This is a genomic window from Oerskovia merdavium, assembly GCF_014836755.1.
GTDB lineage: Bacteria > Actinomycetota > Actinomycetes > Actinomycetales > Cellulomonadaceae > Oerskovia > Oerskovia merdavium.
Window position 1 is genome coordinate 209,058 of sequence record NZ_JACSQF010000001.1, and the last position, 22,686, is coordinate 231,743.

Genomic DNA, 22,686 nt, shown 5'->3' on the forward strand with positions numbered 1-22,686 from the left:
ACGACCCTGCCGCTCAGGCTCAACGAGGACGCGACCTGCGCAGACTGAGCCGCCAGCGATCCGGCGGGCACCTGGTCCGTGGCCGCGACCGCTCCGGTCGGCAGCAGAACCGCGAGCGCCAGGGCGGCGGCGAGGCTCCTGCCGCCGACGCGTCGAGCGAGGCGTTCCCGGCGAGCTCGTCGCTCGGCAGGTCGGGTCCGTGGTGGGAGGGGCATCGATGCTCCGTTCGTTCGGATCCGTCGCGCACCGATGCGGACGGACGCGCACAGTGTGTCGGAGGATGCCTCGGACATACAATTTTTTGTCCCGGTCTAGGTAGTTATGTCGTGCGGCATGGGCTCGTGAGGGCCACTATTCTCGTCCGGTGCCTCCACCCGATCCCCGGCTCTCGGGCCCACGCCGTCCTGCCGTCGTCAGCGCGGGGCTCGCCGCCGTGCGCGACGGCCGCGCGGCACTCCTGCTGATGGCCTGCGTCCCGCTCGTCCTCCTGCCAGGAGGGCTCGACCGGTTCACGCTCCCCAAGCTCGCGGTCGCGGCGTGCGCAGTTCTGGCAACGGTCCCCGTGGCCCGCCGCGGCAAGCTCCCGCGGACCGTCGCCATCCTGCTCGGCCTGGGCGCGGCCTGGCTGGTGGTCGCCGCCCTCGCCTCCGACGCGCCGTTCGCACAGGTCGTCGGGCGATGGCCCCGCTACGAGGGGCTCGTCGCCCTGCCCGTGTACGTCGGAGTCGTCTGGGCCGGGGCGCGCGTCCTCGGACCAGACGCCCCCGACCGGGTGCTCTTCGCATGGGCAAGGATGCTCTCGGTCGTGTCGGTCGTCCTCGGTGTGGTGAGCGTCCTCGAGGCGACCGGTCTGCGACCGACGGGGGGCGACGTCTCCCGCCCCGGTGCGCTGCTGGGCAACGCGACCGACCAGGGCATCTGCGGGATGGTCCTGCTCGCGCTCCTCCTGCCGTACGTCGTCTCGACCTTGTCGCCAGCCTCTCCGCACGTCGTCCCGGGCCATACCGTCCGACTCCTCCCGCTCTCCGGCGCGCTCGCCGCGATCACCGTGGTCGTGGTGTCCGGGTCGCGCGCCGCGCTGCTGGGCACCGTGATCGTCGGTGCGATCCTCACGGTCGCGCCGCGGCTGCGGCCGCGGGGGTCCGTACGTCTCACCTCGCGCCGCTCGACCCCGACTGTCCTGGCGCCGCTCGTTGCATCCGGCCTGGCGCTGTCAGGCGCCCTGCTCCTCCCCGCCTCACGTGCCCGGCTCACGGGCGAGGACCCGCTCGCCGCGACCACGACCGAGGGGCGCATCGACCTCTGGGCCTCGATACGGCACCTGGTCGAGGACAGGCCGCTCGTTGGGAACGGACCGAGCGGCCTCGTCGACGCCTATCCGGCCTACCGGTCCGATCTCGCCGTCAGAGTTTCCGACCCATCGCTCGCCCTGGACTCACCGCACGCCTGGCCGCTCCAAGCCGCCGTCTCGGGCGGGGTACCACTGCTCCTGGCCGCGCTCGCGCTCGCGCTGACCGTGCTCGTCGTCGGGGGCCGCGCGGCCTCCCGGGCGAACGCGCGGACCGACGTACGCTCCCCAGTGCCTCAGGACGCTCGGAGACTGCTCGTCCACGGCTCGCTCGCGGCAGTGGTCGGCACGACCTTCGCGCTCAGCACGCACTTCACGACGATCGGCACGGTCACGCTCGTAGGCCTCGCCGCGGGAGCGCTGGTCTCCGGCCCGCACGGTGCACAGGGGACGGACGCGCAGAGCTTCACGGTACGTCGGAAGCCGTGGACGACGCCGCTCACTCTGGCCACGGGCGGGATCTTCTGCGCGGTGCTGTTCCTCGCGTCGGCCGGCGAGATCCCCCTCGCCCGCGCGACCGCGGCCGCGGCGGTCGGTGACGTCGACGCCGCGGAGTCCGCGTTCGGCCTCGCCAAGGCACTCCGCCCCTGGGATGGAGATGTCGCCCTCATCGCCGCACAAACCTTCTCGGCAGGCTCGGAGGCCGGGCACGAGCCGTCTGCGCGAGCAACCGTCGCGTGGGCCGAACGCGCCCTGGAGAGCCACCCCGCGTCCTCCGAGGCCCGCGTCTCGCTGGCGCTCGGGCACCTCGCGCTGGCCGACCCGATGGCGGCCGCGTCCGTGCTCGACCAGGTCCTCGACCAAGGTGAGGATCCCCGGGCGCGGCTTTTGCGCGGTGTCGCCGCAGCTCGGACAGGAGACCTCGATCTCGCCCGCGCGCACCTCGACGTAGCCGCACGGAACCCTTCGACCGCCGACCTCGCGCGGCAGAACCTTGCGGTGCTCGAGTCGGTGTCGGGCGCTGGGCACCGGTCCTGATCACGGAGCCTCGTCGTGTCCCGACCAGTCGACGACGCCGGTCGTCCCTGCGTAGAGCCCGCTCACCGTCGTCGGAGGTGAGGACTACGTCCGAGCTGGAGGGGCCTCAGCCACCCGAGGGGAAGCGGGGCCCACGGCGACGGACGCTGGAGCGACGACCCTACAGGGCGCGCGCGTCGCCCTCGAGCAGCACCGGGATCCCGTCGCGGACCGGGTAGGCGAGCGGGCGCTCGGTGTCCGTCGAGTGGAGCTCGGGACTCCCGTCGGGGCCGATGCCGTCGACGAGCGTCGCGCCGGTCACGGGGCAGCGCAACGCCTCCCGGACCCAGGCGTCGAGGGTGACGGATCCACCTGCGGGGACCCCCGCCGTCGTGTCCTTGCTCATGTGCTCGACCTCAGCTCTCGTTCTCGGTGGCGCGCACGAGCGACAGGACGTCGTCGCGCACCTTCTCCATGATGTCCTCGTCGGCGGCCTCGACGTTGAGCCGCAGGAGCGGCTCGGTGTTGGACGCACGGAGGTTGAACCACCACTGCGGGTGGGAGTCCCAGTGGGAGACCGTGAGTCCGTCGAGCTCGTCGACCACGACCGGCCCCGCCCCCTCCTCGGTCACGTACGCCTGGACGACACGGGCCCGAGCGGCGGGCACGTCGGCCACCTCGGAGTTGATCTCCCCGCTCGAGGTGTACGGCTCGTAGACCTCGCCGAGCGCCGAGAGCGGGTGCTCCTGCCCGCCGAGCGCAGCGAGCACGTGCATCGCCGCGAGCATGCCCGTGTCGGCGAAGAAGAAGTCACGGAAGTAGTAGTGGGCGCTGTGCTCGCCGCCGAACACCGCGTTGTTGTCGGCCATCTGTGCCTTGATGAACGAGTGACCCACGCGCGTCCGCACGACCTTCGCGCCCGCAGCCGACATGAAGTCCGGGACCGCGCGCGAGGTGATGAGGTTGTGGATGATCGTCGGGACCCGCCCGGCAGCCTTCTCGCGCTCGACCTCGCGCAGCCCCACCAGGGCCGTGATCGCGGACGGCGACACGGGGTCTCCGTGCTCGTCGATCACGAAGCAGCGGTCGGCGTCGCCGTCGAACGCAAGGCCCAGGTCCGCGTCGTGCTCGACGACCGCGGCCTGCAGGTCCACGAGGTTCTTGGGGTCGAGCGGGTTGGCCTCGTGGTTCGGGAACGAGCCGTCGAGCTCGAAGTACAGGGGCACGACGTCGAGCGGCAGCGCCTCGAGGCCCGCCGCCGTCCCCAGGACTGCGGGAGCGGTGTAGCCGCCCATGCCGTTGCCCGCGTCGACGACGACCTTGAGCGGGCGGATGCCGCGCAGGTCCACGAGCGAGCGCAGGAAGGCCGCGTAGTCGGCGAGCATGTCGCGGTCGGTGATCTCGCCCCGGCCCTCGACCGGGGTGGGCAGCTCACCGTCGAGGTACTCCTGGGCGAGCTCGCGCACTGCGACCAGACCCGAGTCCTGCCCGACGGGGCGCGCACCGGCCCGGCACAGCTTGATGCCGTTGTAGACGGCGGGGTTGTGCGAGGCCGTGAACATGGCCCCAGGGATGTCCAACGCACCGGACGCGTAGTAGAGCCCGTCGGTCGAGCACAGGCCGATCCGGATCACGTCCACGCCCGCGTCGGCGAGGCCCTGCGCGAACGCGTCGACGAGCTCTGGTCCGCTGTCACGCATGTCCCGCCCGACGGCGACGCGCGGCCGCGCTCCCGGCTCGCCGGGGGTCGCCTCAGGGAGCACGACGACGCGCGCGAAGGCGGCGCCGATCGCTCGGGCCACCTGGGGGTTGAACTGGTCCGGGACCGTGCCCCGGACGTCGTAGGCCTTGATCAGCTGGGTCAGGTCGATGGGCACCGGCCCAGCCTAGCCGGGACGACTGGACCCTGCGTTCAGTCGCCCTCGGCGCGCAGGACCCGCAGGTGACCTCGACGCCCGACCTCCGTGACGTCGTCGGGCTCCGCGCCGCGGCGCGTGCGTCCCGCCTCGCGGACGGCCTCCGCCAGCGCGGACAGGTCGTCGTCGCTGGGTCCGGTCTCCTCGAAGTGCTGCGTCAGCCGCACGACCTCCCACCCGCGGGGGGCGGTGAGCCGCTCGGCGTGCTCGGCACAGAGGTCGTAGCTGTGGGGCTCGGCCATGTGGGCCAGGGGCCCGAGCACTGCGGTCGAGTCCGCGTAGACGTAGGTGAGGGTCGCCACCGACGCACGGGTGCATGCGGTGCGCGAGCACTGTCTGACGGATCTCACGGGCTGACACTACGCCCTGCGCGGTGGTCACGATGCCATACACGCCGGTCCCGTCCTCGCGACCGGACGGCCCGGGCACGGCGCCCGGCCGTCCTCTAGGCTCGGAGACGTGCCCGCCCACCCCTCGCCCGCCCCCTCCCCCGCCCCGCACGGGCGCCGTCGACGCCCTGAGCGGGCCGCGACGGACGCGCCGCCGCCACTCGTGGCGTCGCTGCGCATCCCTGCGCGCGGGCCCGACCTCAACGACTCCGGGCCGCACCCGCGCCGCCGCGACCGACGCGGGCGGGGGATCCGAGGTCCTCTGCTCCCGCCCTCGGCACCGGCGAACCGCACGCGCGGCGAGAAGTTCGACGCGCACGTGATCGCCACGATCGCCCTGCTCGAGCGCAGCTGGTCCAAGCAGCTGCACGGCACCGAGTTCGCGGTCGAGGACGTCCCCCCCTCCGACCCCGCGCCCTGGGAGGACGCCGGGGTACCGCTCGGGCGGTACTTCCCCGCCGACTCCGGGCAGCCCGCCCGGATCGTCGTCTACCGGCGGCCCATCGAGTCGCGAGCGTTCGACGACGACGACACGGCGGACCTGGTGCGAGACGTCGTCGTGGAGCAGGTCGCGCACATGCTCGCGCGGACCCCCGAGGAGATCGACCCGCGGTACCAGGGCGGGCACTGAGAGTCAGTCGGGCAGGCCCGCGGTGCTCGTGGCACGAACCGCTACCGTGCCCTGGCTCGACGCCGGCGGCACCGGGACGAGCACCGACAGCAACGAGCCGGGCGCCCCTTCTGCCGCGCCGGCCACGGGCGCACCCGCGCTCGCGAGCACCGACCACACGGGGGCCGGCCCGTCCTCGGAGGACCCGGCAGACTTCTCGCTCGCGTCGAGCGTCAGGACCGCCGGATCCGTCCCACCGCCGAGCTCGAGCGCGTCCAGGCTGATGGTCGTCCCCGCCCCGACCGAGAGAGCGGTCTCCCCGAGCAGGGCGCCGTCGGCCCCGTAGGCGCGCAGCGTCCCACTGAAGGCGCCGGTCGATGTCGCGTCGTCGGCGCGCTCCGAGGGGGTCGAGGGCACAGCCCCGACGCGCACGGTGCTGCTGGTGCCAGGGACCAGGGCCACGGTCCCGCGGTCGGTCGTCCGCGCCGTGGTCGGCTCGATCGCCCCTGCCGCCTCGGACGTGTCCTCGCCGACCGGTCGCGACGCCGCTGCCGGGTCGAGCGCGGTGGCCACCACCCACGCACGGTCGACCTGCGGGGTGTCGTCGAGCGAGTCGGGCACCGGGTCGCCCGCGCGCGCCTGCTGGGCTCCGGCGACGACCGGCACGGTCGAGTCCACCACGACGGTGTAGTCGCCGACGGGCAACCCACCGAGCGACACGTCCGTGACCGCGCCGGGGGTGAGGTCCTGCTCCTCGCCGCCTCGCAAGCGCACCCGCCCGTCGGTCCCGTAGACCGTCACGGTCGCGGTCCCCGCCTCGGTCCCTGGCGCGAGCAGGCGCAGCTGGGGTGCGCTGGGGTCCTCGACGGACTCACCCGCGCTCGTGACGCCGAGCGCGAGCGCCGTGCCCGGCTCGGCCCCGGGGGCCACGAAGTCGACCCCGACCGGCACCAGGCCGTCGAGCGTGCTGTGCTGCAGGTAGGCGGCGACCGTGCCGCCCGTGGACTCGACGTGCACCGCCAGACGGCGCTGCTCGGGCGCGACCGCCTCGACGAGGGTCACGACCTCCTCGCCGGGCGGGACGAGGTACTGACCGCCCCCGCTCAGCACGACCGGACCACCGGGCCCCCAGACGCTCAACCGCACCGTGGCGGGCGTGCGTCCGGGATTCTGGAGCACGAGCTGGGCGCTGCTGCCGACCTCGGTGCTCCCCCCGACGAGCCAGTGGCTGATGTCCGGTGCCGAGCAGCTCGCCGCCGCGAGACCTCGCAGGTCGCCTGCCGTCGTCACCGAGCCCACCGACGCCGCGACCCGGGTGTCGACCGGCATCCCGGCACCGACGCGCAGCACCTCGCTGCCCGTCACGTCGGCCAGCGAGACCGTCGTGGCGCCGTCGCCCTGCTCGAGCGGCGAGGCGTCCAGCGCGTCGAGGCCCGTGAGGTTCACGGGCGTGTCCCCCGGGTTCGCCGTGCCCGCCCCCGCAGCGCCGACCACCGCCGCCCGCAAGGCCGTCGCGGTCTCGACGGGAGCCGCGCTGAACTGCGCGTCCCCGACCTGCGTCGTGTCCGCGAGGCGCACGGGTGCGGGGCACACCAGCACGCGCTCGGGCGTCGACGCCTCGATCTGCTCGACGTCGGACGCGACCGCCCCCGGTGCGGCACCCCAGCCCTCGGGGACACCGACGACGGCCACGACCCCCGTGAGCGCGACGGCCACGAGGCCCGTGGAGATGGTCGCGACCCGGCGGAGGGCAGCGCGCGGGCGTGGGCGTGGGCGACTGGTGGTCACGGGTACTACCTCGTTCCGGTCCGACGACGTCCCACCGGCACGGCGAGGAGCACGAAGATCAACAGGGTGACCCCGGCGGCGACGAGCCACGGGAGCCGGTGCGGGGGGTCGTGCTCGATGCTCAGGAACCCGCCGTCAGGACCGAGCAGGAAGGCCTGGCGCCCGTCGACGTCCGCGCGCGGGAGGTTCCGGCCGTCGAGCGTCGCCGACCACCCGGGGTCGGCCGTCTCGGCGAGCACCACGGCGCGTGTCTGCGCACCGGGGTCGACCCGGGTCGCCACGGTCTTGTCGTCGGCAGGCAGGAGACGCTCGACGGCGACCGCGCCGCTCGCCTCGTCCCCTGCGGCAGGGGTCGCGGGGAGGGCGTCGACGACGCGTGCCCAGGCGGGCGCGTCGGTCTCCGCCGGGCCCGGCGCGACGCGCCACAGCACGCCCGACTGCCCCTCGGTCACGCGCTCGAGGCCGGGCACCATGTCGAGGCGCGCGACGAGCTCGGCGCGCTCGCGAGCGGTCGTCGGGTCGGGGGCCGGCTCGGCGGGGATGAGGACCGCCCCCACGGCGAGGTCGGCGAGCCCGGTCGCTGCGTCGGCCGAGCTCCCGGAGGCCATGGCGGCGACGAGGTCCGGGACGGGGCCCTGCGTGAACGACGGGTCGTCCAGGGCACGGACGTGCACGACGCTCGACGAGTCGATCATCTGCGGACCGTCACCACGGAGCAGCGCGTACTCGAGCACCCCGCCTGGCCCCAGCTCGATCGAGAGCACGCGCACCTCACGCTCGGAGTCCTGCATCTGCTGACCCACCCTGGGCACGACGGGCTCGGTCGTGACGGTCAGGTCGCCGACCGCGCCGTCCTGCTCGGTCGCGGACAGGACCCACGAGGTGAGCGACGCCGCGGGGACGGCGAGCGCGACGAGTGCGAGCAGCCCGACGGCGCCGACCCGCCAGGCGGCGCGGGCCCGGTCCCGCGGGCCGGCGGACACGGACGGGCGGGCCGGGCCGCGCAGGGCGGGCGCCCCGAGCAGCGCTGCGCCCAGGAGCGCCAGGAGGACCACCGAGACCCCGGCTCCGGGCCAGCCCGAGGTCGACCCGTGGTCGCCGACGGCGACCTCCACGGAACCCGCCACGGCAGCCGTCACGAGGCCGAGCACGGCGACGAACCAGGCGCTCACGACGGCCGCTCCTCGTCGACGGAACAGGGCCACGATCGCGAGGGCGACGACCAGCGCACCCGTGGCGAGCGGCGCCCAGCGGGCTGCTTCTCCCACGGCGCCGGCGTCCAGGTCGAACCAGGCGGAAGTCTCGACAGGCTGTCCGAGCAGCTGCTGCCAGGCAGGTGCGGTCACGGCCTGCACGGGAGCCCCCGGGTCGGCGAACAGGAGTCGCCAGCCGCCGTCGTCCCAGGTCGTGACGACCCGCCCCCAGAAGGGCGCGAGCAGGACGATCGAGGGAAGGAGCACCAGGAGGAGGTACCTGCGGTGCTGTGCGGCCGCGACGGCGACGACGGCCAGCGCGAGGGCGGTGACGGGGAGCAGCACGGGGGCACCGCACACCGCGACGAGCAGCGCGAGGGCGGCCGCAGCAGCCGCTCCGATGGAGCCTTGGCGCCGGCTCCGGGCCGTCCGGACGACGCGGGGGGCCGGCGGCGTCGAGCCGACCTCGACGACGGACCTCGTCACGAGCGCGGGAGCGACCTCGTCCCGAGCATGGATGCCGAGCGCCCGCAGCACCCCGAGGGCGACCCAGGGAAGCGCCGCATGGGCGACGAGGGCTCCCAGCCTGCCGTCGCCGAGAGCGAGCACGAGAGAGGGTGCCGCGACCCAGACCACGGTCGCCCAGGCGCGCAACCACACCGAGCGCGTGACCCCACCGGCGGCGAACCACGCCCCGAGGCCCGCGACGAGGAAGGAGATCACGACGAGCACGCCGATCACGGGCTGCGCGACGCCCCCGCCCAGGAGCGAGGCCGACAGCAGGAGGGCCGTGAACGGGTCGGCCGGAGCGGCCGTTCCCATCCCCTCCGCGACCCAGCCGCCCGTGGCCGCCTGCCAGGTCTCGGCGAGACGGCCCTGCGCAGGCAGGAGAGCTCCGCCGACGAACCGGCCCCCGGCGCCGAGCACGGAGAGCAGCGGGCCGAACACGACCGCGGTCACCCCGAGCAGGGCGACCACGACCACCGAGAGCATCGCGCGTCGACGTCGGGCCAGGGCCCGCAGCTCGGCGCGTTCGAGGTCCGTCGGGGCCTTGACCGTCCTGCTCAGCTCGGCGTGCGCGAGGCGGTGGTCCCGGCGCTCGCCGAGCACGTCCCGCCAGGTACCCAGCAGGGGCGCCAGGGCGCGGCGCGGGAGGACGCTCGTCCGCCGGACCCTGCTGCGCGAGCGCGCGAGCGCGCGGAAGCGGAAGACCGCCCACAAGGGCGCGAGGATCTCGTCCCGCGCCTGGCCCGGACGCTTGACCGCGAGACGGTACATGGCCTGAAAGGGGGCCCAGAGGATCATCGCGAGAGCGGCCGGCACGAGCATCGGAGCGGAGACGCTCACGAGCCGCTGGTGCAGGAGGCTCCGTCGTCGTGCACCGTAGGACGCGTCGACGTCGGGAGCAGGAGCCTCCTGCTCGTCGTCGCGCTGGTCCTCGCGCCGAAGCCCCAGGAGCGAGGCCTGCGCATGGCGCACGACTGCCCGAGGCACGACGACGATCCGGTGCCCGGCAAGGCGCGCACGGCGGCACAGGTCGAGCCCGTCCCCGAACACCCCGTACTCGGGGTCGGTGCCGCCCAGCTCCAGCCAGACCGAGGTCCGCACCAGCGCGCCGGCGAGCCCGACCGCCAGGACGTCCTCCCGGGCGTCGTGCTGGCCCTGGTCGATCTCGTGCTCGTCGATGCCGGTCATCCGACGGCCCAGCGGGGAGATCGTGAAGCCGACCTCGAGCAGCAGCCCGTCGTCGTCACCGCCGGCGTCCCATCGACGCTGCTTGGCGCCCGCGACCGCGACCGTGGCGGAGTGCTCGACCGCACGCAGCAGCTCGGCCAGAGCGCCCGGCTCCGGCGGGGAGTCGTCGTGCAGCAGCCACAGCCAGGTCGGCGGGGCATCCTCGCCGCGCGACGCGAGGGCCGTGTCGACCGCCTGCCCGAACGACCGGGCGTGCGGGGCTGCGAGGAAGCGCGCACCGCCCAGGTGCAGCTCCTGGTACTCGCTCATGGCCCGGGACGTGGCCACGTCGACGACGATCACCGCGTCGGGGGCGATCGACTGCGCCCTGACCGCGTCGAGAGTCTCAGGAAGGTAGCGCGTGTGTCCCTGCGTCACGATCACGGCGGTGACCGTGACCGTCGCGGAGGACGAGCCCGCTGCCGCCACCGCGGCATCAGCCGCTACGCCGCGTGCACGCTGCTGCGTTGCACCCGGCTGAGAGAGGGGCCCGGTCACGGTGGTGGTGTCTGAAGAAGTCATCCTGCCGTCATCATGACCCGCGTCCGTCGTGGATCGTGGGACCTCGGCTCGGCAGGTCGCGGACCCGGAGCACCCGGGGGTGCCCCGTGCAGAGGCCCGTCGCGACGGCGCGCGGGCCCCTCAGCCGGGCGGTGCCCGGTCAGACCACCCGACGCTTCAGCTTGCGGCGCTCACGCTCCGAGAGACCGCCCCAGATGCCGAACCGCTCGTCGTGCTCGAGGGCGTACTCGAGGCACTCGGACCGGACCTCGCACCCCGTGCAGACCTTCTTCGCCTCGCGGGTCGAGCCGCCCTTCTCCGGGAAGAACGCCTCGGGATCCGTCTGAGCGCACAGTGCACGCTCCTGCCACCCCATGAGCGTGTCGTCCACCACCTGACCGAAGAGCGGCAGCACAGGGGCCACCGTCTCGATCGTCCGACCTGCATCCGAGGGGAATGCCCCTTGGTCCTCGCCCAGCACGTTCCACATGATGCGCCCCTTCATGCCGTTCTTTGGAAACTGCATTAGGGAAATTACACGCGTGTCATGCGCGTCCGTCAAGCCGAAATGTGCTATCGAGCGGATCCCGTGGGTGAAATCACGGAGTCCACCGCGCCGACCACCGCACCCTAGGCTTGACTCCATGGCCCCCTCTCCAGCACCCGTCGCTCACGTCGCTGACCTGCAACGTCTCATCATCCGAGACCCCGGGCGCCCCCGTGTCACCTGGTACGGCGACGACGGCGAGCGCGTGGAGCTTTCGGGAGCGGTCCTGCACAACTGGATCAACAAAACCGTCAACCTCCTCGTCGAAGAATTCGACGCCGCCCCGGGGACACGAGTCGTGCTCGACCTGCCCCCGCATTGGCGGGCGATTGTCTGGGGCCTCGCCGCATGGAGGACGGGCGCCACGCTCGTCCTCCTGCCGGACACCCCGGCGAGCGGCGCCGTCGAGCGGGAGGAGGAGGCCGGGGCGCCCGCGCTCCTCGGCCTCGCGCACGACGCGGACGTCGTCGTGACGTCCCGGCCGGCGGCCTGGGCGGGGACGCACGCGCCTGTCGTCGCCGTCCCGCTCCCCGCGCTCGCCCGTCGGTTCGACGGCGACCTTCCTGCCGGCGCCATCGACGCAGGCTCGGCCGTCATGACGTACGGCGACCAGATCGGCTGGGTCGAGGAGGTCGACCCGGACGCGGTCGCGCTCGAGCCGGGAGCCGTGCTCCACGGCGAGCTGGTCACCTGGGCGTCACGGCTCGGCGACGACGTCGCCCCGGGGTCGCGTGACCTCGTCCAGGAGGGCGACGCCTCCCGGCTGCTGCGCCGCACGCTGCAGGTCCTGGCCGTCGACGGTTCGGTGGTCGTCCTCTCCCCCGCACTGACCACGGCCCTCGCCCAGGACCCTGAGCGGCTCTCCCGCCTGCGGACGAGCGAGCGCGTGGATCTCTGACGCGCGGGACGCCCGATGCGGGCGCCTCGGGCGTGGTTCGACAGGGTCCGAGGTGTCGATAGGCTGAGCGCCATCATGAGCAGCTCTACCGGCGCAACGAACGCCCTTCGTGTCATCTGCGTGATCTACAACCCCGGGGCAGAGCTCCTCGACTTCGCGGCCTCGCTGAGATCCGCGACCGCTCTCCCGACCGAGCTCGTCCTCGTCAACAACGGCGGCCCCAGCGAGATCGCCGACGAGCTCGCGCGGGAGCCCGGGACGCGGGTGGTCGAGTCAGGAGGAAACCTCGGGTACGGCAGAGCCGCGAACCTGGGTGCCCGCGGCGCCGAGGGGAGCTGGATCGTGGTGGCCAACCCCGATCTCGTCTGGACGCCCGGATCGCTCGACGTGCTCCTCGACGCCGGCAGGCGCCATCCCCGCGCAGGTGCTCTCGGGCCCAAGATCCTCAACCCGGACGGGAGCGAGTACCCCTCGGCGCGGGCCATCCCGTCCTTGCGTCTGGGCGCCGGGCATGCCGTCCTCGGCAGGATCTGGGCCGAGAACCCGTACTCGCGCGCGTACCGCAGCGCCAACGACCCGGGCGACGGGACCGAGCGGGCCGCCGGCTGGCTCTCGGGCGCCTGCCTCCTCCTCCGTCGCGAGGCGTTCGCGGAGGTCGGAGGATTCGACGAGAACTACTTCATGTTCTTCGAGGACCTCGACCTCGGGGACCGCCTGGGGCAGGCCGGGTGGAGCAACGTGTTCGTCCCCGCAGCCGAGGTGACCCACGTCCAGGGAGTCTCCTGGAAGAAGGACCCTGCACCGATGATCCGGGCACACCACGTGAGCGCTCGACGCTATCTCTCGAGCCGCTACGACGCCTGGTACCAAGCCCCGCTGCGCTGGTCGGTCTCCCTGGGGCTGAGCATCCGCGAACGCCTCGAGATCCGGAGCGCGCGGCGCCGATGATCGGTCGATGCGGCACAATGGCCCGCATGCGTGGAATCATCCTGGCCGGCGGATCCGGCACTCGTCTGCACCCGATCACTCTTGGTATCAGCAAGCAGCTCGTCCCCGTCTACGACAAGCCGATGATCTACTACCCGCTCTCGACGCTGATCCTGGCGGGCATCAAGGACATCCTCATCATCACGACCCCGCACGACGCGGACCAGTTCCGACGGCTGCTCGGCGACGGCTCGCAGTTCGGGGTGTCGATCGAGTACACGGTCCAGGCCGAGCCGAACGGGCTCGCACAGGCATTCGTCCTCGGGGCCGACTTCATCGGCACCGAGTCCGCAGCGCTCGTCCTGGGCGACAACATCTTCTACGGCCCTGGCATGGGGTCGACCCTCTCGCGCTACGCGGACCTCGACGGTGGGGCCGTCTTCGCCTACCGGGTCGCCGACCCCACCTCCTACGGCGTCGTCGAGTTCGACGCGGCAGGCAAGGCGCTCTCGCTCGAGGAGAAGCCCACCGCACCCAAGTCGAACTACGCCGTGCCGGGCCTGTACTTCTACGACAACGACGTCGTCGCCATCGCACGCGACCTCGCCCCCTCTGCGCGGGGCGAGTACGAGATCACCGACGTCAACCGGACCTATCTCGAGCAGGGGCGCCTGCAGGTCGAGGTCCTCCCCCGCGGTACCGCCTGGCTCGACACGGGGACGTTCGACTCGCTCGTCGAGGCCTCCGACTTCGTGAAGACGATCGAGCACCGCCAGGGCCTCAAGGTCGGCGCTCCCGAGGAGGTCGCCTGGCGCCGCGGTTTCCTGACGGACGACGAGCTGCGCGAGCGCGCCGAGAAGCTCGTCAAGTCGGGGTACGGCTCCTACCTGCTCGGTCTGCTCGAGCGCGACTGACCAGCCACCACGAGCGCCCGCCCTCGCAGGACGGCGGGCGCTCGCCGTCCGCTCCCGGACGCCGCGCACGACACTAGACTCGACCCTTGGCCGTGGTGGATACCGATCCACCGCACGCACCCGCCTGAAGGAGCCGTCCTGTGGAGTATCGCGAGCTGTCCGTCCCCGGAGCCTGGGAGATCACCCCGAAGCAGTTCGGTGATCCCCGGGGAGTCTTCCTCGAGTGGTTCAAGTCGGAGAAGTTCGAGGAGTCGCTCGGGCACCGCCTCGACCTGCAACAGGCGAACATGTCGGTGTCCTCCGCGGGAGTCCTCCGCGGCATCCACTTCGCCGACACCCCTCCCGGACAGGCCAAGTACGTCACGTGCCCCAAGGGTGCGGTGCTGGACGTCGTGGTCGACATCCGCGTCGGCTCCCCGACCTTCGGCCAGTGGGACTCGGTGCTTCTGGACGACACCGACCGGCGCGCGATCTACCTGGGCGAGGGCCTCGGCCACGCGTTCCTTTCGCTCGAGGACGACTCGACCGTCGTGTACCTGTGCTCGACGGGCTACTCGCCCGGTCGAGAGCACGGCATCCACCCGCTCGACCCGGAGGTCGGCGTCCAGTGGCCGACCTCGGCGCGGGACGGCTCACCGCTGACTCCGCTGCTCTCGGAGAAGGACCTCGCGGCTCCCGGGCTCAGCGAGGCAGCCGCACTGGGGCTGTTGCCCACGCTGGACCAGGTCAGCGCACACCTCGAGACGCTCCGCTCCGCCTGACCGGCTGCGGGGCGCCGCAAGCCGCCCACCGACCGCCCCGCATCCCGGCGGTCAGTGGGCGGCGGCTGCCTCGTAGGTCTCCGCATGCAGGCGCGCCGCCGCCGCCCACGTGAATCCGACGGCCCGCTCGGCAGCCGCCTCGGCCAGCATCCCGCGCCGCGCTGGGTCGTCGAGCAGCCCGGCGAGCTCCCGACCGATCGAGTCCGCATCGGTTCCGCAGTAGGCGACCGCTTCGCCGCCCACCTCGGGAAGGGACAGCTCCCTGGTCGTGAGGACCGGGACGCGGCATGCCATGGCCTCCAGGACCGGCAGGCCGAACCCCTCGCCCAGGCTGGGGTAGGCGACCACGACGGCTCCCCCCAGAAAGGCCGGCAGGTCCTCGAGCGGCAGGAAGCCGGTGCGACGGACGGTGAGATGGGCCGGGACCGCCTCGATCGCGGCATCGACCTTGTCGTCCCACCCTCGACCACCCGCCAGCATGAGCGCGGGCGGGTCCACCCGGTCCGCGCACGCCGCGACCCAGCCTCGGACCAGAGCGGGCACGTTCTTGCGGGGCTCGAGCGTACCGAGGAAGGCCACGTAGCTCGCCTCGGCCAACCCCAACGAATCCCTGACACGGGACTGCTCGGCCGTGCTCGTCGGGTGGAACAGCGCGTGATCGACGCCGTGGTAGGCGACGGTGAACTTCTCGGGACGGACGCCGACGAGGCGCACCACCTCGTCACGGGTCGCACGCGAAGGCACGATCAGGCGTGCGGCGCGGCGTGCCGCGACACGGATGGCCGTCCGGAAGAAGACCGCCTTGGAGCGCAGGTGCAGCTCGGGGGTCGTGAAGAACGTCGCGTCGTGCAGCGTGACGACCACGGGGGTGCGGGTCAGCAGGGGCATCGTGTAGTGCGGACTGTGCACGACGTCGGGCTTGATCCGTCGGACCAGCATCGGCAGCCCCGTCTGTTCCCAGAGCAGACGAGCCGGTCGTCGGGCCGTCCATGCGGGGGCCGCGACGACGCGCGCGTCAGGGGCGAGCCGTCGGTAGTGCTCGACGTCGCGCTGCTGGACGACGATCGTGAGGTCGATCCCGGCCGCTGCGAGCTCGGGCACGAGCTCGTCGACGTATCGCCCGACGCCTCCGCGATCGGCGGGGACGGCCGTGGCGTCGAGGAGGATGCGCAAGGAGGGGCTCCGATCAGTTCTGAGGGGCTGCGCGAGCGTGTCGCGGCACGGTCGCTTCAAGGGCTTTCAGGGGAGCCTCCGGGACCGGCGCGACGGGAGCCGCTCCGCTCGCGACGGACCTCGATCCCCCGAGCTCGTCGCTCGCGGCAGGGCCGCCGGCGACGTCGGCTGCCCCCGGGACGAGCACGCGCGTGGCGAGGACGAGCACGGTGACGAGCGCCGCTGCAGAGATGATGCAGAGCACCTCGGGCGACACCGGTGCGCCGGGCCACCACCACTCGGCAGGCGTCAGACGCAGCTTCTGCACGTCGACACCTGTGACGTACCGGCGGAGGTTGATGTAGATCGCCACGGCGCCCGCGACCGAGATCGCCCCGACGACGAACCACCGCTGAGGAACGGTGAGCGTCAGACCGCGCGACGTGGTCGCGGCAGGTCCGCGCGCCTCGGTGACGAGAGTGAGCACGGCAACCGCGATGATCACCATCGGGAAGATGTACCGGGCCTGAAGCGCAGCGCCCGCGACCCAGGACGTCGCCGCGATGTACGTCGGGACGGCGAGGAGTGCGCCGACCGCAATGAGCGTCGCGACCAGACGGCGGCGACCGAGATGCGCGAGACCCACGAACACGACCCCCGCGCAGGCAGTACCCACGAGCACCCAGACGATCGTGGGCATGGTCGTGTCCCCCCAGCCGAGGGCGAACCAACCGAGCGAGCCCGGAATGTACTGGAAGACGTCGAGGAAGATCTGGACGACCGGCCACGAACCGCTCGATCCCTCCTGAGGTGCCTGCACCGCAGAGCTGCCCACCGACAGGAAGACCCGGAGTGCCACGCCGAGCATCACGGCCGGTAGCACCAGACGCAGGAGATTGCGCCATGTCGGGCGCAGCGAGCGCAGCCCGAGCATCGTGGCGACCACCACGGCGAGCCCGGCGTACACGGCCCCGTCAGCGCGTGAACCGACGCTCATGGTGAACGCGAGCACCGCGGTCGAAGCGAGGACGGCGATCGTCGTCCTGGAGCGTGACTGCACGGCCCCGTAGAGCGCGAAGAACAGGATGGAAGCGGAACCGATCGTCCAGCCGCTCGGATTGATCGACGGGATCAGGAAAGCGCCGAGCGGCACCAGCGTGACCGCTGTGGTCGCCACCAATGCTCGGCGCACGCGCACGGACGAGAAGGCGTACACGACACCGACGAGCAGCGTGAAGATCGCAGCGTTCAGCACACGCATGACCAGGATGCTGCGTTGGACGTCGGGCCCGACGAACTGGCTCATCACCGAGTAGAAGAGCCCCGGGTAGTCGCCGGCGTGCTCGCCGAAGTTGCCGACCTTGGTGACCACGTAACGGTCGGTCCCGACCAGCTCCACCTCGGGTTGGCAGGTCGCCGCCTTCTCCGGGTCGAACGCATAGCAGACCCTCATCGGCAGAGCCTCCGGCACCGCGAAGACGGTGCCGTCACCGTTCGTCAGGCAGGCGCCGTCGCGCTCGCCCTCAGCGCACCAGATGCTTGCCATGTGGTAGTTCTCGTCAGGGGTCGCCCCCAGGGGTGACGCGAACGCCCACGTCAACAGGAACGTGAACAACGCCAGGAGCATCACCCCGGCTCGCACCGCCCTCCGGGGGCGCCTCGCTGCGCGCCCGGTCGCCGGCTCGCCGCCGGTCGTCTGCGGCTCCTCAGTCGCCATGATGTCCCCCTGCTTCCTCGTCCACGGCACCCTGCCGAACGTCTTGTCCCTCACCTCGCCCGAGGGTCTCGGTCTGTGCTCCTTCCGGCGCGCAGGACTGAGCCCGAGCCAGCCGGTCGACGTCCAGCCGAAGGAGCGCGATCTCCTCGGTCAGCGTCCGGGCCTTCTCCTCGGTGGCGGACAGCTCGACGCTGAGCTGTATGCAGACCCCGAACAGGACGGCGAGAGCCGAGGCGAACAGCAGGTTGCTCGCGGTGGCGACTCCGACGAGGGACGCGATCGACGAGACCGTCTCGGGGAACGCACCGATGATGCACACCGCGACCGCCAGGACGAGCCACACCGCGGCGTACTTCTCCTTGATGCGTCGGGTACGCATGAGCATCAGCAGCACGACGACGACCACGACGCATGTCGCGAGAGCAAGGAAGTAGAGCTTCATGAGTGTTCCGTCGGGAGAGTGACCGGTCGCGTGAGCGCGATGAGCAGTGCAAGGACGGCACGTGCCAGGAAGACGGCGGCCTTGACAGGATTGTGCGAGGGCGTGCCGCCGGCACGAGGCCGCATCGAGACCCCGACCTGGCGCACACGCAGACCCGAGCGCGCCGAGATGACGAGCGACTCGACGGTGTCGCCAAGGTACTCGGCCGGGTACTCACGCGCGAAGAGCTCGATCGCGCGACGGTTGGAGGCCTTGAACCCGGAGGTCGTGTCCGTCAGCCGTGTGTTCGCGACCCTCGACAGGACGAGCGAGAGGACCCGCATGGCCCACCGACGCGGTCCGCGGACGGAGTACGCGCCCTCGCCGGCGAAACGGGCACCGATCACGACGTCAGCCTGCTCCTCAGCCATGACCCGCAGCAGCGAGGCCACCTCGGCAGGGTCGTGCTGGCCGTCCGCGTCGAGCTGGACGGCGACGTCGTAGCCCTCTCGCTGGGCAAACTTGTACCCCGCGCGCATGGCCCCGCCCACCCCGAGGTTGACCGGCAGGTCGAGCACCATGGCTCGGCCCCGACGCGCCACCTGGCTCGTGCGGTCCGTCGAGCCGTCGTTGACCACGAGCACGTCTGCGTCAGGAAGGGTGGCCTGCACGTCGTCCAGGACTCCTGGCAGCGCCTCCTGCTCGTTCCATGCGGGCAGGACGACGAGTACGCGTCGCTCAGCGGACGAGGGCACGGCTTCCCTCCAGGGGCAGGATCGGTCGAGGGGCGGCGGCCCCGCGTCGGAGTGAGCTCATCTCAGACCTCGAGCCGCTCGATCGCGTCGACCACGACGCGCGACGGGTGGGCGTCGTCCTCGAGGTCCGTGCGACGGTAGGAGTCGACGTCCTGCAGGAAGTGCTCCAGCCGAGCGACGTCCATCTCGGTGAGGATCGCGTTCTCGCCCAACCCCTGGTGGCTCTCGGTCTTGAGCCGGTGGATCGCGCACGGGATCCCCAGGTGCGCGCACTCCTGCTGCACGCCGCCCGAGTCGGTCACGACGAACCGGGCCCCGGAGAGCACGGGGAGGAAGTCGACGTAGCGCAGCTTGTCCTTGATGACGAACCGGTCGTCGAAGAGCCCCAGCAGGTCGTACTCGACCAGACGCGCCTTCTCGGACTCGCCTGCGAAGTACACGATCGGCATCTTCGCCGAGGCGTCCTTGAGCACGCGGAGCGCTTGCGTGTACGCCTTCTGGTCACGGACCAGCTCGAACCGGTGCAGCGTCGAGAGGCCGTATCCGGCCGGCAGGTCGCCGACCTCGTCGGCGGGTCCACGTTCCAGCACCAGGCGCACAGCGTCGATGACGGTGTTCCCTCCGGTGCACACGACCCCGCGACGACCCGAGAGGTTCTTCACCTCGACCTCGCTCGGGGCGAAGTGCAGGTGCACCAGCCCGGAGGTCAGCTTGCGGTTGATCTCCTCGGGCAGCGGGTGCAGCAGGTGACCGCTACGCATCCCTGCCTCGATGTGCCCCACCTTCGCACCCAGCATGCGCCCGATCATCGCGCCGATGAACGTCGTGAACGTGTCCCCGTGCACCAGCACGACCGGCGTGCGACCGTCCGCCCGCAGACGTCGGCGCAGCTCCGCGCGTCGTGAGAGCGTCGTCCGCGCGACACGCGTCACCCACCCGGGCACCTGGGCGGTGCGCGCCAGGTTCTTCGCGCTCTCACGAGGCACGAGCCACACGGCGGGATCCGGCAGCTCAAGGTCGCCCAGCACTGCGGGCAGCTCCTGGACGTGCTGGCCCGTGTACCAGATCTCCGGGGTGCTCCCACGGCTGATCAGCTCGTGGTGGACGGGGGCGATCTTGATGAGTTCGGCGGTCGTGCCGACGATGAAGACGATCAACGGTGTTCCTTCCAGGTGACGTGAAGAGCGTACCGGTCCCGGGGCAAAGTCCTGTACGCACGTCCGGGAAGATCCGCCGCCAGGAGCCCGCGCACCATGGGCACCCGCGTCGCGGGACAGCAGGCCCGACGGCCGGTCGGTGCGGGTCCCGTCCGAAGGCCACGCGCGAGGACCGGTGGTGGGCGAGGTGTCCTCGCCCACCACCGGTCCTCGGCGTCAGGTCCGCGTCAGAGCCTGATGGTCTGCCCGGTCCTCGCCGACTCGGCCGCGGCCTCGGCGACGACCAGCGTGTGCACCCCGGCCGTCAGGGAGACGACGTCGTCGCGGACCCCGAGGACCGCGTCGCGGAAGGCCTCGTGCTCGACCCTCAGCGGCTCGCGCTTCGCGTGCGCATACCGGATGATGTCGCCCTCGGCGACGCCACGGAACACGGTGATCGAGTCCCACTCGGTGGGGATGACACCGTTGGCGTAGAACGTGAGGTCCGCGCTCGCCGTGTCCGCGACGAAGGCGCCGCGCTCACCGGTGACGATCGTCAGGCGCTCCTTCATGGGCGAGAGCCAGTTCACCACGTGGCTCACGATCACGCCGCTGTCCAGGAGCCCGGTGGCCAGCACCATGTCCTCGTGCTCTCGGCCGCTGCGGTGCGCCGTCTGCGCCGAGATGCTGCGGTAGGGCGAACGTGCGATCCACGAGGTCAGGTCGATGTCGTGCGTGCCGAGGTCCTTGATGACCCCGACGTCCGCGATCCGGGCGGGGAACGGCCCCTGGCGGCGGGTCGCGATCTGGTAGACCTCGCCGAGCTCGCCTGCCTCCAGGCGTCGTCGAGCCTCCTGCAGCGCCGGGTTGAAGCGCTCGACGTGCCCGACGCAGCCCACGAGACCCGCATCGGTGAACGCCTGCGCGACCCGCCGTCCGGCCTCGGCCGTCGCGGCGATCGGCTTCTCGACCATCGTGTGCACGCCTGCGTCCGCCAGCGCGACGCAGACCTCCTCGTGGTAGACCGTCGGGACGGCGACCATCGCCATGTCGATGCCCGCGGCGACGAGCTCCTCGACGTCGCGCAGCACCTCCAGGGGGCCCGCCACCCCGAACGGGTCGCCACCAGGATCGGCGACGGCGACCAGGTCGACGCCGTCGATCTCCCGCAGGACACGCGCGTGGTGACGTCCCATGCTCCCGAGCCCGATGAGCCCCGCCCGCAGGTTCGCCATCTCAGGCACCCGCCTTCACGACGCTGTTGACGCTGTTGACGATGCGGTCGAGGTCCTCGGCCGACAGGGACGGGTGCACCGGCAGGGAGATCACCTGGGCGGCTGCCTCCTCGGTGCGCGGCAGGTGGAGGTCCGGCGCGAAGTGCGCGAGGCTCTCGAGGCGGTGGTTGGGGATCGGGTAGTAGACCCCGCACCCGACTCCGTGCTCCTCGCGCAGGGCCTGGACGACGCGGTCACGGTCCTCGGGCACGCGGATCGTGTACTGGTGGTAGACGTGGGTCGCCCCCGGCGCGACAGCCGGGACCACGACCCCCTCCAGGTGCGCGGAGAGGAAGTCGGCGTTGGAGCGGCGCGTCGCCGTCCACCCCTCGACCTTGGTGAGCTGCACACGCCCGATCGCCGCGTGCACGTCGGTCATGCGCGCGTTGAAGCCGATGACCTCGTTCGCATACTGACGTTCCATGCCCTGGTTGCGCAGCAGGCGCACGTTGCGGGCGACGTCCTCGGTCGCGCACGAGACCATGCCCCCTTCGCCGGAGGTCATGTTCTTCGTCGGGTAGAGACTGAACATCGCGAAGGTCCCGAACGACCCCACGCGGCGCCCGTCCAGCATCGCACCGTGCGCCTGCGCCGCGTCCTCGAACAGGAGCAGGTCGTGCTCGTCGGCCAGCTTCTGCAGCGCCGCCATGTTCGCGGGGTGACCGTAGAGGTGCACCGGCATGATCGCCTTGGTGCGCGGGGTGATGGCCGCGCGCACCGACTCCGGGTCGAGGCAGTAGTAGTCCGGCTCGATGTCCGCGAACACCGGTGTCGCGCCGGTCAGTGCGACCGAGTTGGCGGTCGCCGCGAACGTGAACGAGGGCACGATGACCTCGTCGCCGGGGCCGACACCCGCAGCGAGCAGCCCCAGGTGCAGCCCCGAGGTGCCCGAGTTCACCGCCACGCACGTCTGCCCGTCGACGAGGACCTCGGCGAACTCCTTCTCGAAGGTAGCGACCTCCGGGCCCTGCGCGATCATGCCGCTGCGCAGCACGCGGTCCACGGCCTCGCGCTCCTCGTCGCCGATGATCGGCTTCGCCGCCGGGATCATGCTCTGGCTCATGCTGCCACTACCTCTCTGATGGTGTCGTCGTGCTCTTCGTACCGGACCCCCGTCTCGGGGCACACCCAGTGCTGGCCGTCCTGCCGCAGCGGGTGGCCCGCCCGCCCGACCCAGCCGACCCGCCGTGCGGGCACCCCGGCGACGATGGCGTGCGCCGGGACGTCGCGCGTGACCACCGCTCCAGCAGCCACCGTGGCCCACGCACCGATCGACAGGGGAGCCACGCAGACCGCCCGTGCCCCGATCGAGGCACCGTCACCGATCCGCACGCCGACCGCATCCCAGTCGGAAGCACTCTTGAGGGAGCCGTCGGGGTTGACCGCTCGCGGGTACGTGTCGTTCGTCAGGACGACCCCCGGGCCGACGAAGACACCGTCTCCCAGCACGGCGGGCTCGTACACGAGCGCGTAGTTCTGGATCTTGCAGTTGCGCCCCACCTGCACGCCGGTGCCGATGTAAGCTCCACGGCCCACCACGCAACCCTCGCCCAGGTGGACGCCCTCGCGCACTTGCGCCAGGTGCCAGACCTGGCTGCCGTCGCCGATCTCGGCGCCCTCGGCGACGTCCGCGCTCGGTGCCACTCGGATACTCACATCGACCCCCACATCTCACGGCTCTCCGGATCTTCCCAGGGAAGAGGCTAGTCCACCTGGAACCGTCCTCCAGCCGCCCGGGACCAAGGTCC

20 protein-coding genes are annotated in these 22,686 nt (G+C 72.0%); 6 read left to right on the forward strand and 14 right to left on the reverse strand.

What is annotated here, in order from left to right:
• The first annotated feature begins 364 nt into the window (after nucleotides 1-364).
• Nucleotides 365-2,326, forward strand: coding sequence for an O-antigen ligase family protein (locus H9641_RS00790; RefSeq protein WP_191800108.1), 1,962 nt, complete (start codon nucleotides 365-367; stop codon nucleotides 2,324-2,326).
• A gap of 160 nt (nucleotides 2,327-2,486) precedes the next feature.
• Here H9641_RS00790 and H9641_RS00795 read toward each other — a convergent pair whose 3' ends face one another.
• The 3 genes from H9641_RS00795 to H9641_RS00805 are packed head-to-tail and all read right to left on the reverse strand — an operon-like array spanning nucleotide 2,487 to nucleotide 4,571.
• Nucleotides 2,487-2,711 carry a Trm112 family protein gene (locus H9641_RS00795; protein WP_191800110.1) on the reverse strand — a complete coding sequence of 75 codons (225 nt, stop codon included), beginning with the start codon at nucleotides 2,709-2,711 and terminating at the stop codon, nucleotides 2,487-2,489.
• A gap of 10 nt (nucleotides 2,712-2,721) precedes the next feature.
• A complete protein-coding gene (locus H9641_RS00800; protein WP_191800112.1) occupies nucleotides 2,722-4,182 on the reverse strand; it encodes a phosphomannomutase/phosphoglucomutase in 1,461 nt (486 codons plus the stop codon).
• A 35-nt stretch (nucleotides 4,183-4,217) separates the two neighbouring features.
• Entirely contained in the window at nucleotides 4,218-4,571 is a 354-nt protein-coding gene (locus H9641_RS00805; protein WP_056646034.1) for a DUF3499 domain-containing protein, read from the reverse strand.
• A 109-nt stretch (nucleotides 4,572-4,680) separates the two neighbouring features.
• Between H9641_RS00805 and H9641_RS00810 the strand changes: the two genes are divergently transcribed.
• Entirely contained in the window at nucleotides 4,681-5,241 is a 561-nt protein-coding gene (locus tag H9641_RS00810; protein ID WP_318244302.1) for a metallopeptidase family protein, read from the forward strand.
• Between the two features lie 3 nt (nucleotides 5,242-5,244).
• Here the strand turns inward: H9641_RS00810 and H9641_RS00815 are convergent, their stop codons facing one another.
• The 3 genes from H9641_RS00815 to H9641_RS00825 all read right to left on the reverse strand — a co-directional run bounded on the left by H9641_RS00815 (nucleotide 5,245) and on the right by H9641_RS00825 (nucleotide 10,926).
• Nucleotides 5,245-7,008: a DUF5719 family protein gene (locus H9641_RS00815; RefSeq protein ID WP_191800114.1), complete on the reverse strand. Its 1,764-nt coding sequence runs from the start codon at nucleotides 7,006-7,008 to the stop codon at nucleotides 5,245-5,247.
• 5 nt (nucleotides 7,009-7,013) lie between these two features.
• Entirely contained in the window at nucleotides 7,014-10,319 is a 3,306-nt protein-coding gene (locus tag H9641_RS00820; RefSeq protein WP_318244303.1) for a glycosyltransferase, read from the reverse strand.
• Nucleotides 10,320-10,596: 277 nt separating this feature from the next.
• Nucleotides 10,597-10,926 (reverse strand): WhiB family transcriptional regulator, encoded by a 330-nt coding sequence (locus H9641_RS00825; RefSeq protein ID WP_056764226.1) that lies wholly within the window; start codon nucleotides 10,924-10,926, stop codon nucleotides 10,597-10,599.
• Between the two features lie 154 nt (nucleotides 10,927-11,080).
• On the opposite strand from H9641_RS00825, the gene H9641_RS00830 reads away from it, so the two are divergent.
• The 4 genes from H9641_RS00830 to H9641_RS00845 all read left to right on the forward strand — a co-directional run bounded on the left by H9641_RS00830 (nucleotide 11,081) and on the right by H9641_RS00845 (nucleotide 14,483).
• A complete protein-coding gene (locus tag H9641_RS00830) occupies nucleotides 11,081-11,881 on the forward strand; it encodes a TIGR03089 family protein (RefSeq protein WP_191800119.1) in 801 nt (266 codons plus the stop codon).
• Nucleotides 11,882-11,956: 75 nt separating this feature from the next.
• Nucleotides 11,957-12,829 carry a glycosyltransferase family 2 protein gene (locus tag H9641_RS00835; protein ID WP_191800121.1) on the forward strand — a complete coding sequence of 291 codons (873 nt, stop codon included), beginning with the start codon at nucleotides 11,957-11,959 and terminating at the stop codon, nucleotides 12,827-12,829.
• 26 nt (nucleotides 12,830-12,855) lie between these two features.
• Nucleotides 12,856-13,722 (forward strand): glucose-1-phosphate thymidylyltransferase RfbA, encoded by an 867-nt coding sequence (gene rfbA, locus H9641_RS00840; RefSeq protein ID WP_068709902.1) that lies wholly within the window; start codon nucleotides 12,856-12,858, stop codon nucleotides 13,720-13,722.
• A 140-nt stretch (nucleotides 13,723-13,862) separates the two neighbouring features.
• Entirely contained in the window at nucleotides 13,863-14,483 is a 621-nt protein-coding gene (locus H9641_RS00845; protein WP_191800123.1) for a dTDP-4-dehydrorhamnose 3,5-epimerase family protein, read from the forward strand.
• 51 nt (nucleotides 14,484-14,534) lie between these two features.
• Here the strand turns inward: H9641_RS00845 and H9641_RS00850 are convergent, their stop codons facing one another.
• From H9641_RS00850 to H9641_RS00885, 8 genes are all read right to left on the reverse strand, one after another.
• Nucleotides 14,535-15,656, reverse strand: coding sequence for a glycosyltransferase family 4 protein (locus H9641_RS00850; protein WP_191800125.1), 1,122 nt, complete (start codon nucleotides 15,654-15,656; stop codon nucleotides 14,535-14,537).
• 13 nt (nucleotides 15,657-15,669) lie between these two features.
• Entirely contained in the window at nucleotides 15,670-17,352 is a 1,683-nt protein-coding gene (locus H9641_RS00855) for a DUF2142 domain-containing protein (protein ID WP_191800127.1), read from the reverse strand.
• Nucleotides 17,342-17,794, reverse strand: coding sequence for a DUF2304 domain-containing protein (locus tag H9641_RS00860; protein WP_191800129.1), 453 nt, complete (start codon nucleotides 17,792-17,794; stop codon nucleotides 17,342-17,344). The genes H9641_RS00855 and H9641_RS00860 overlap by 11 nt, the downstream gene beginning before the upstream one ends.
• Nucleotides 17,791-18,528, reverse strand: a complete 738-nt coding sequence (locus tag H9641_RS00865; RefSeq protein ID WP_191800131.1) for a glycosyltransferase family 2 protein — start codon at nucleotides 18,526-18,528, stop codon at nucleotides 17,791-17,793. Before H9641_RS00865 ends, H9641_RS00860 begins: the two co-directional genes overlap by 4 nt.
• Nucleotides 18,529-18,590: 62 nt before the next feature.
• Nucleotides 18,591-19,685 (reverse strand): UDP-N-acetylglucosamine 2-epimerase, encoded by a 1,095-nt coding sequence (locus tag H9641_RS00870; RefSeq protein ID WP_191800133.1) that lies wholly within the window; start codon nucleotides 19,683-19,685, stop codon nucleotides 18,591-18,593.
• Nucleotides 19,686-19,912: 227 nt separating this feature from the next.
• Entirely contained in the window at nucleotides 19,913-20,899 is a 987-nt protein-coding gene (locus H9641_RS00875; protein ID WP_191800136.1) for a Gfo/Idh/MocA family protein, read from the reverse strand.
• Nucleotide 20,900: 1 nt separating this feature from the next.
• Nucleotides 20,901-22,001, reverse strand: coding sequence for a DegT/DnrJ/EryC1/StrS family aminotransferase (locus H9641_RS00880; protein ID WP_191800138.1), 1,101 nt, complete (start codon nucleotides 21,999-22,001; stop codon nucleotides 20,901-20,903).
• Entirely contained in the window at nucleotides 21,998-22,594 is a 597-nt protein-coding gene (locus H9641_RS00885) for an acyltransferase (protein WP_191800140.1), read from the reverse strand. Before H9641_RS00885 ends, H9641_RS00880 begins: the two co-directional genes overlap by 4 nt.
• Nucleotides 22,595-22,686: the final 92 nt, after the last annotated feature.

Coding starts and splice junctions, on each gene's coding strand:
- H9641_RS00875 (WP_191800136.1), bottom strand. CDS start 20,899: ATGGCGAACCTGCGGGCGGGGCTCATCGGGCTCGGGAGCATGGGACGT.
- H9641_RS00855 (WP_191800127.1), bottom strand. CDS start 17,352: ATGGCGACTGAGGAGCCGCAGACGACCGGCGGCGAGCCGGCGACCGGG.
- H9641_RS00825 (WP_056764226.1), bottom strand. CDS start 10,926: ATGTGGAACGTGCTGGGCGAGGACCAAGGGGCATTCCCCTCGGATGCA.
- H9641_RS00880 (WP_191800138.1), bottom strand. CDS start 22,001: ATGAGCCAGAGCATGATCCCGGCGGCGAAGCCGATCATCGGCGACGAG.
- rfbA (WP_068709902.1), top strand. CDS start 12,856: ATGCGTGGAATCATCCTGGCCGGCGGATCCGGCACTCGTCTGCACCCG.
- H9641_RS00860 (WP_191800129.1), bottom strand. CDS start 17,794: ATGAAGCTCTACTTCCTTGCTCTCGCGACATGCGTCGTGGTCGTCGTC.
- H9641_RS00795 (WP_191800110.1), bottom strand. CDS start 2,711: ATGAGCAAGGACACGACGGCGGGGGTCCCCGCAGGTGGATCCGTCACC.
- H9641_RS00835 (WP_191800121.1), top strand. CDS start 11,957: ATGAGCAGCTCTACCGGCGCAACGAACGCCCTTCGTGTCATCTGCGTG.
- H9641_RS00830 (WP_191800119.1), top strand. CDS start 11,081: ATGGCCCCCTCTCCAGCACCCGTCGCTCACGTCGCTGACCTGCAACGT.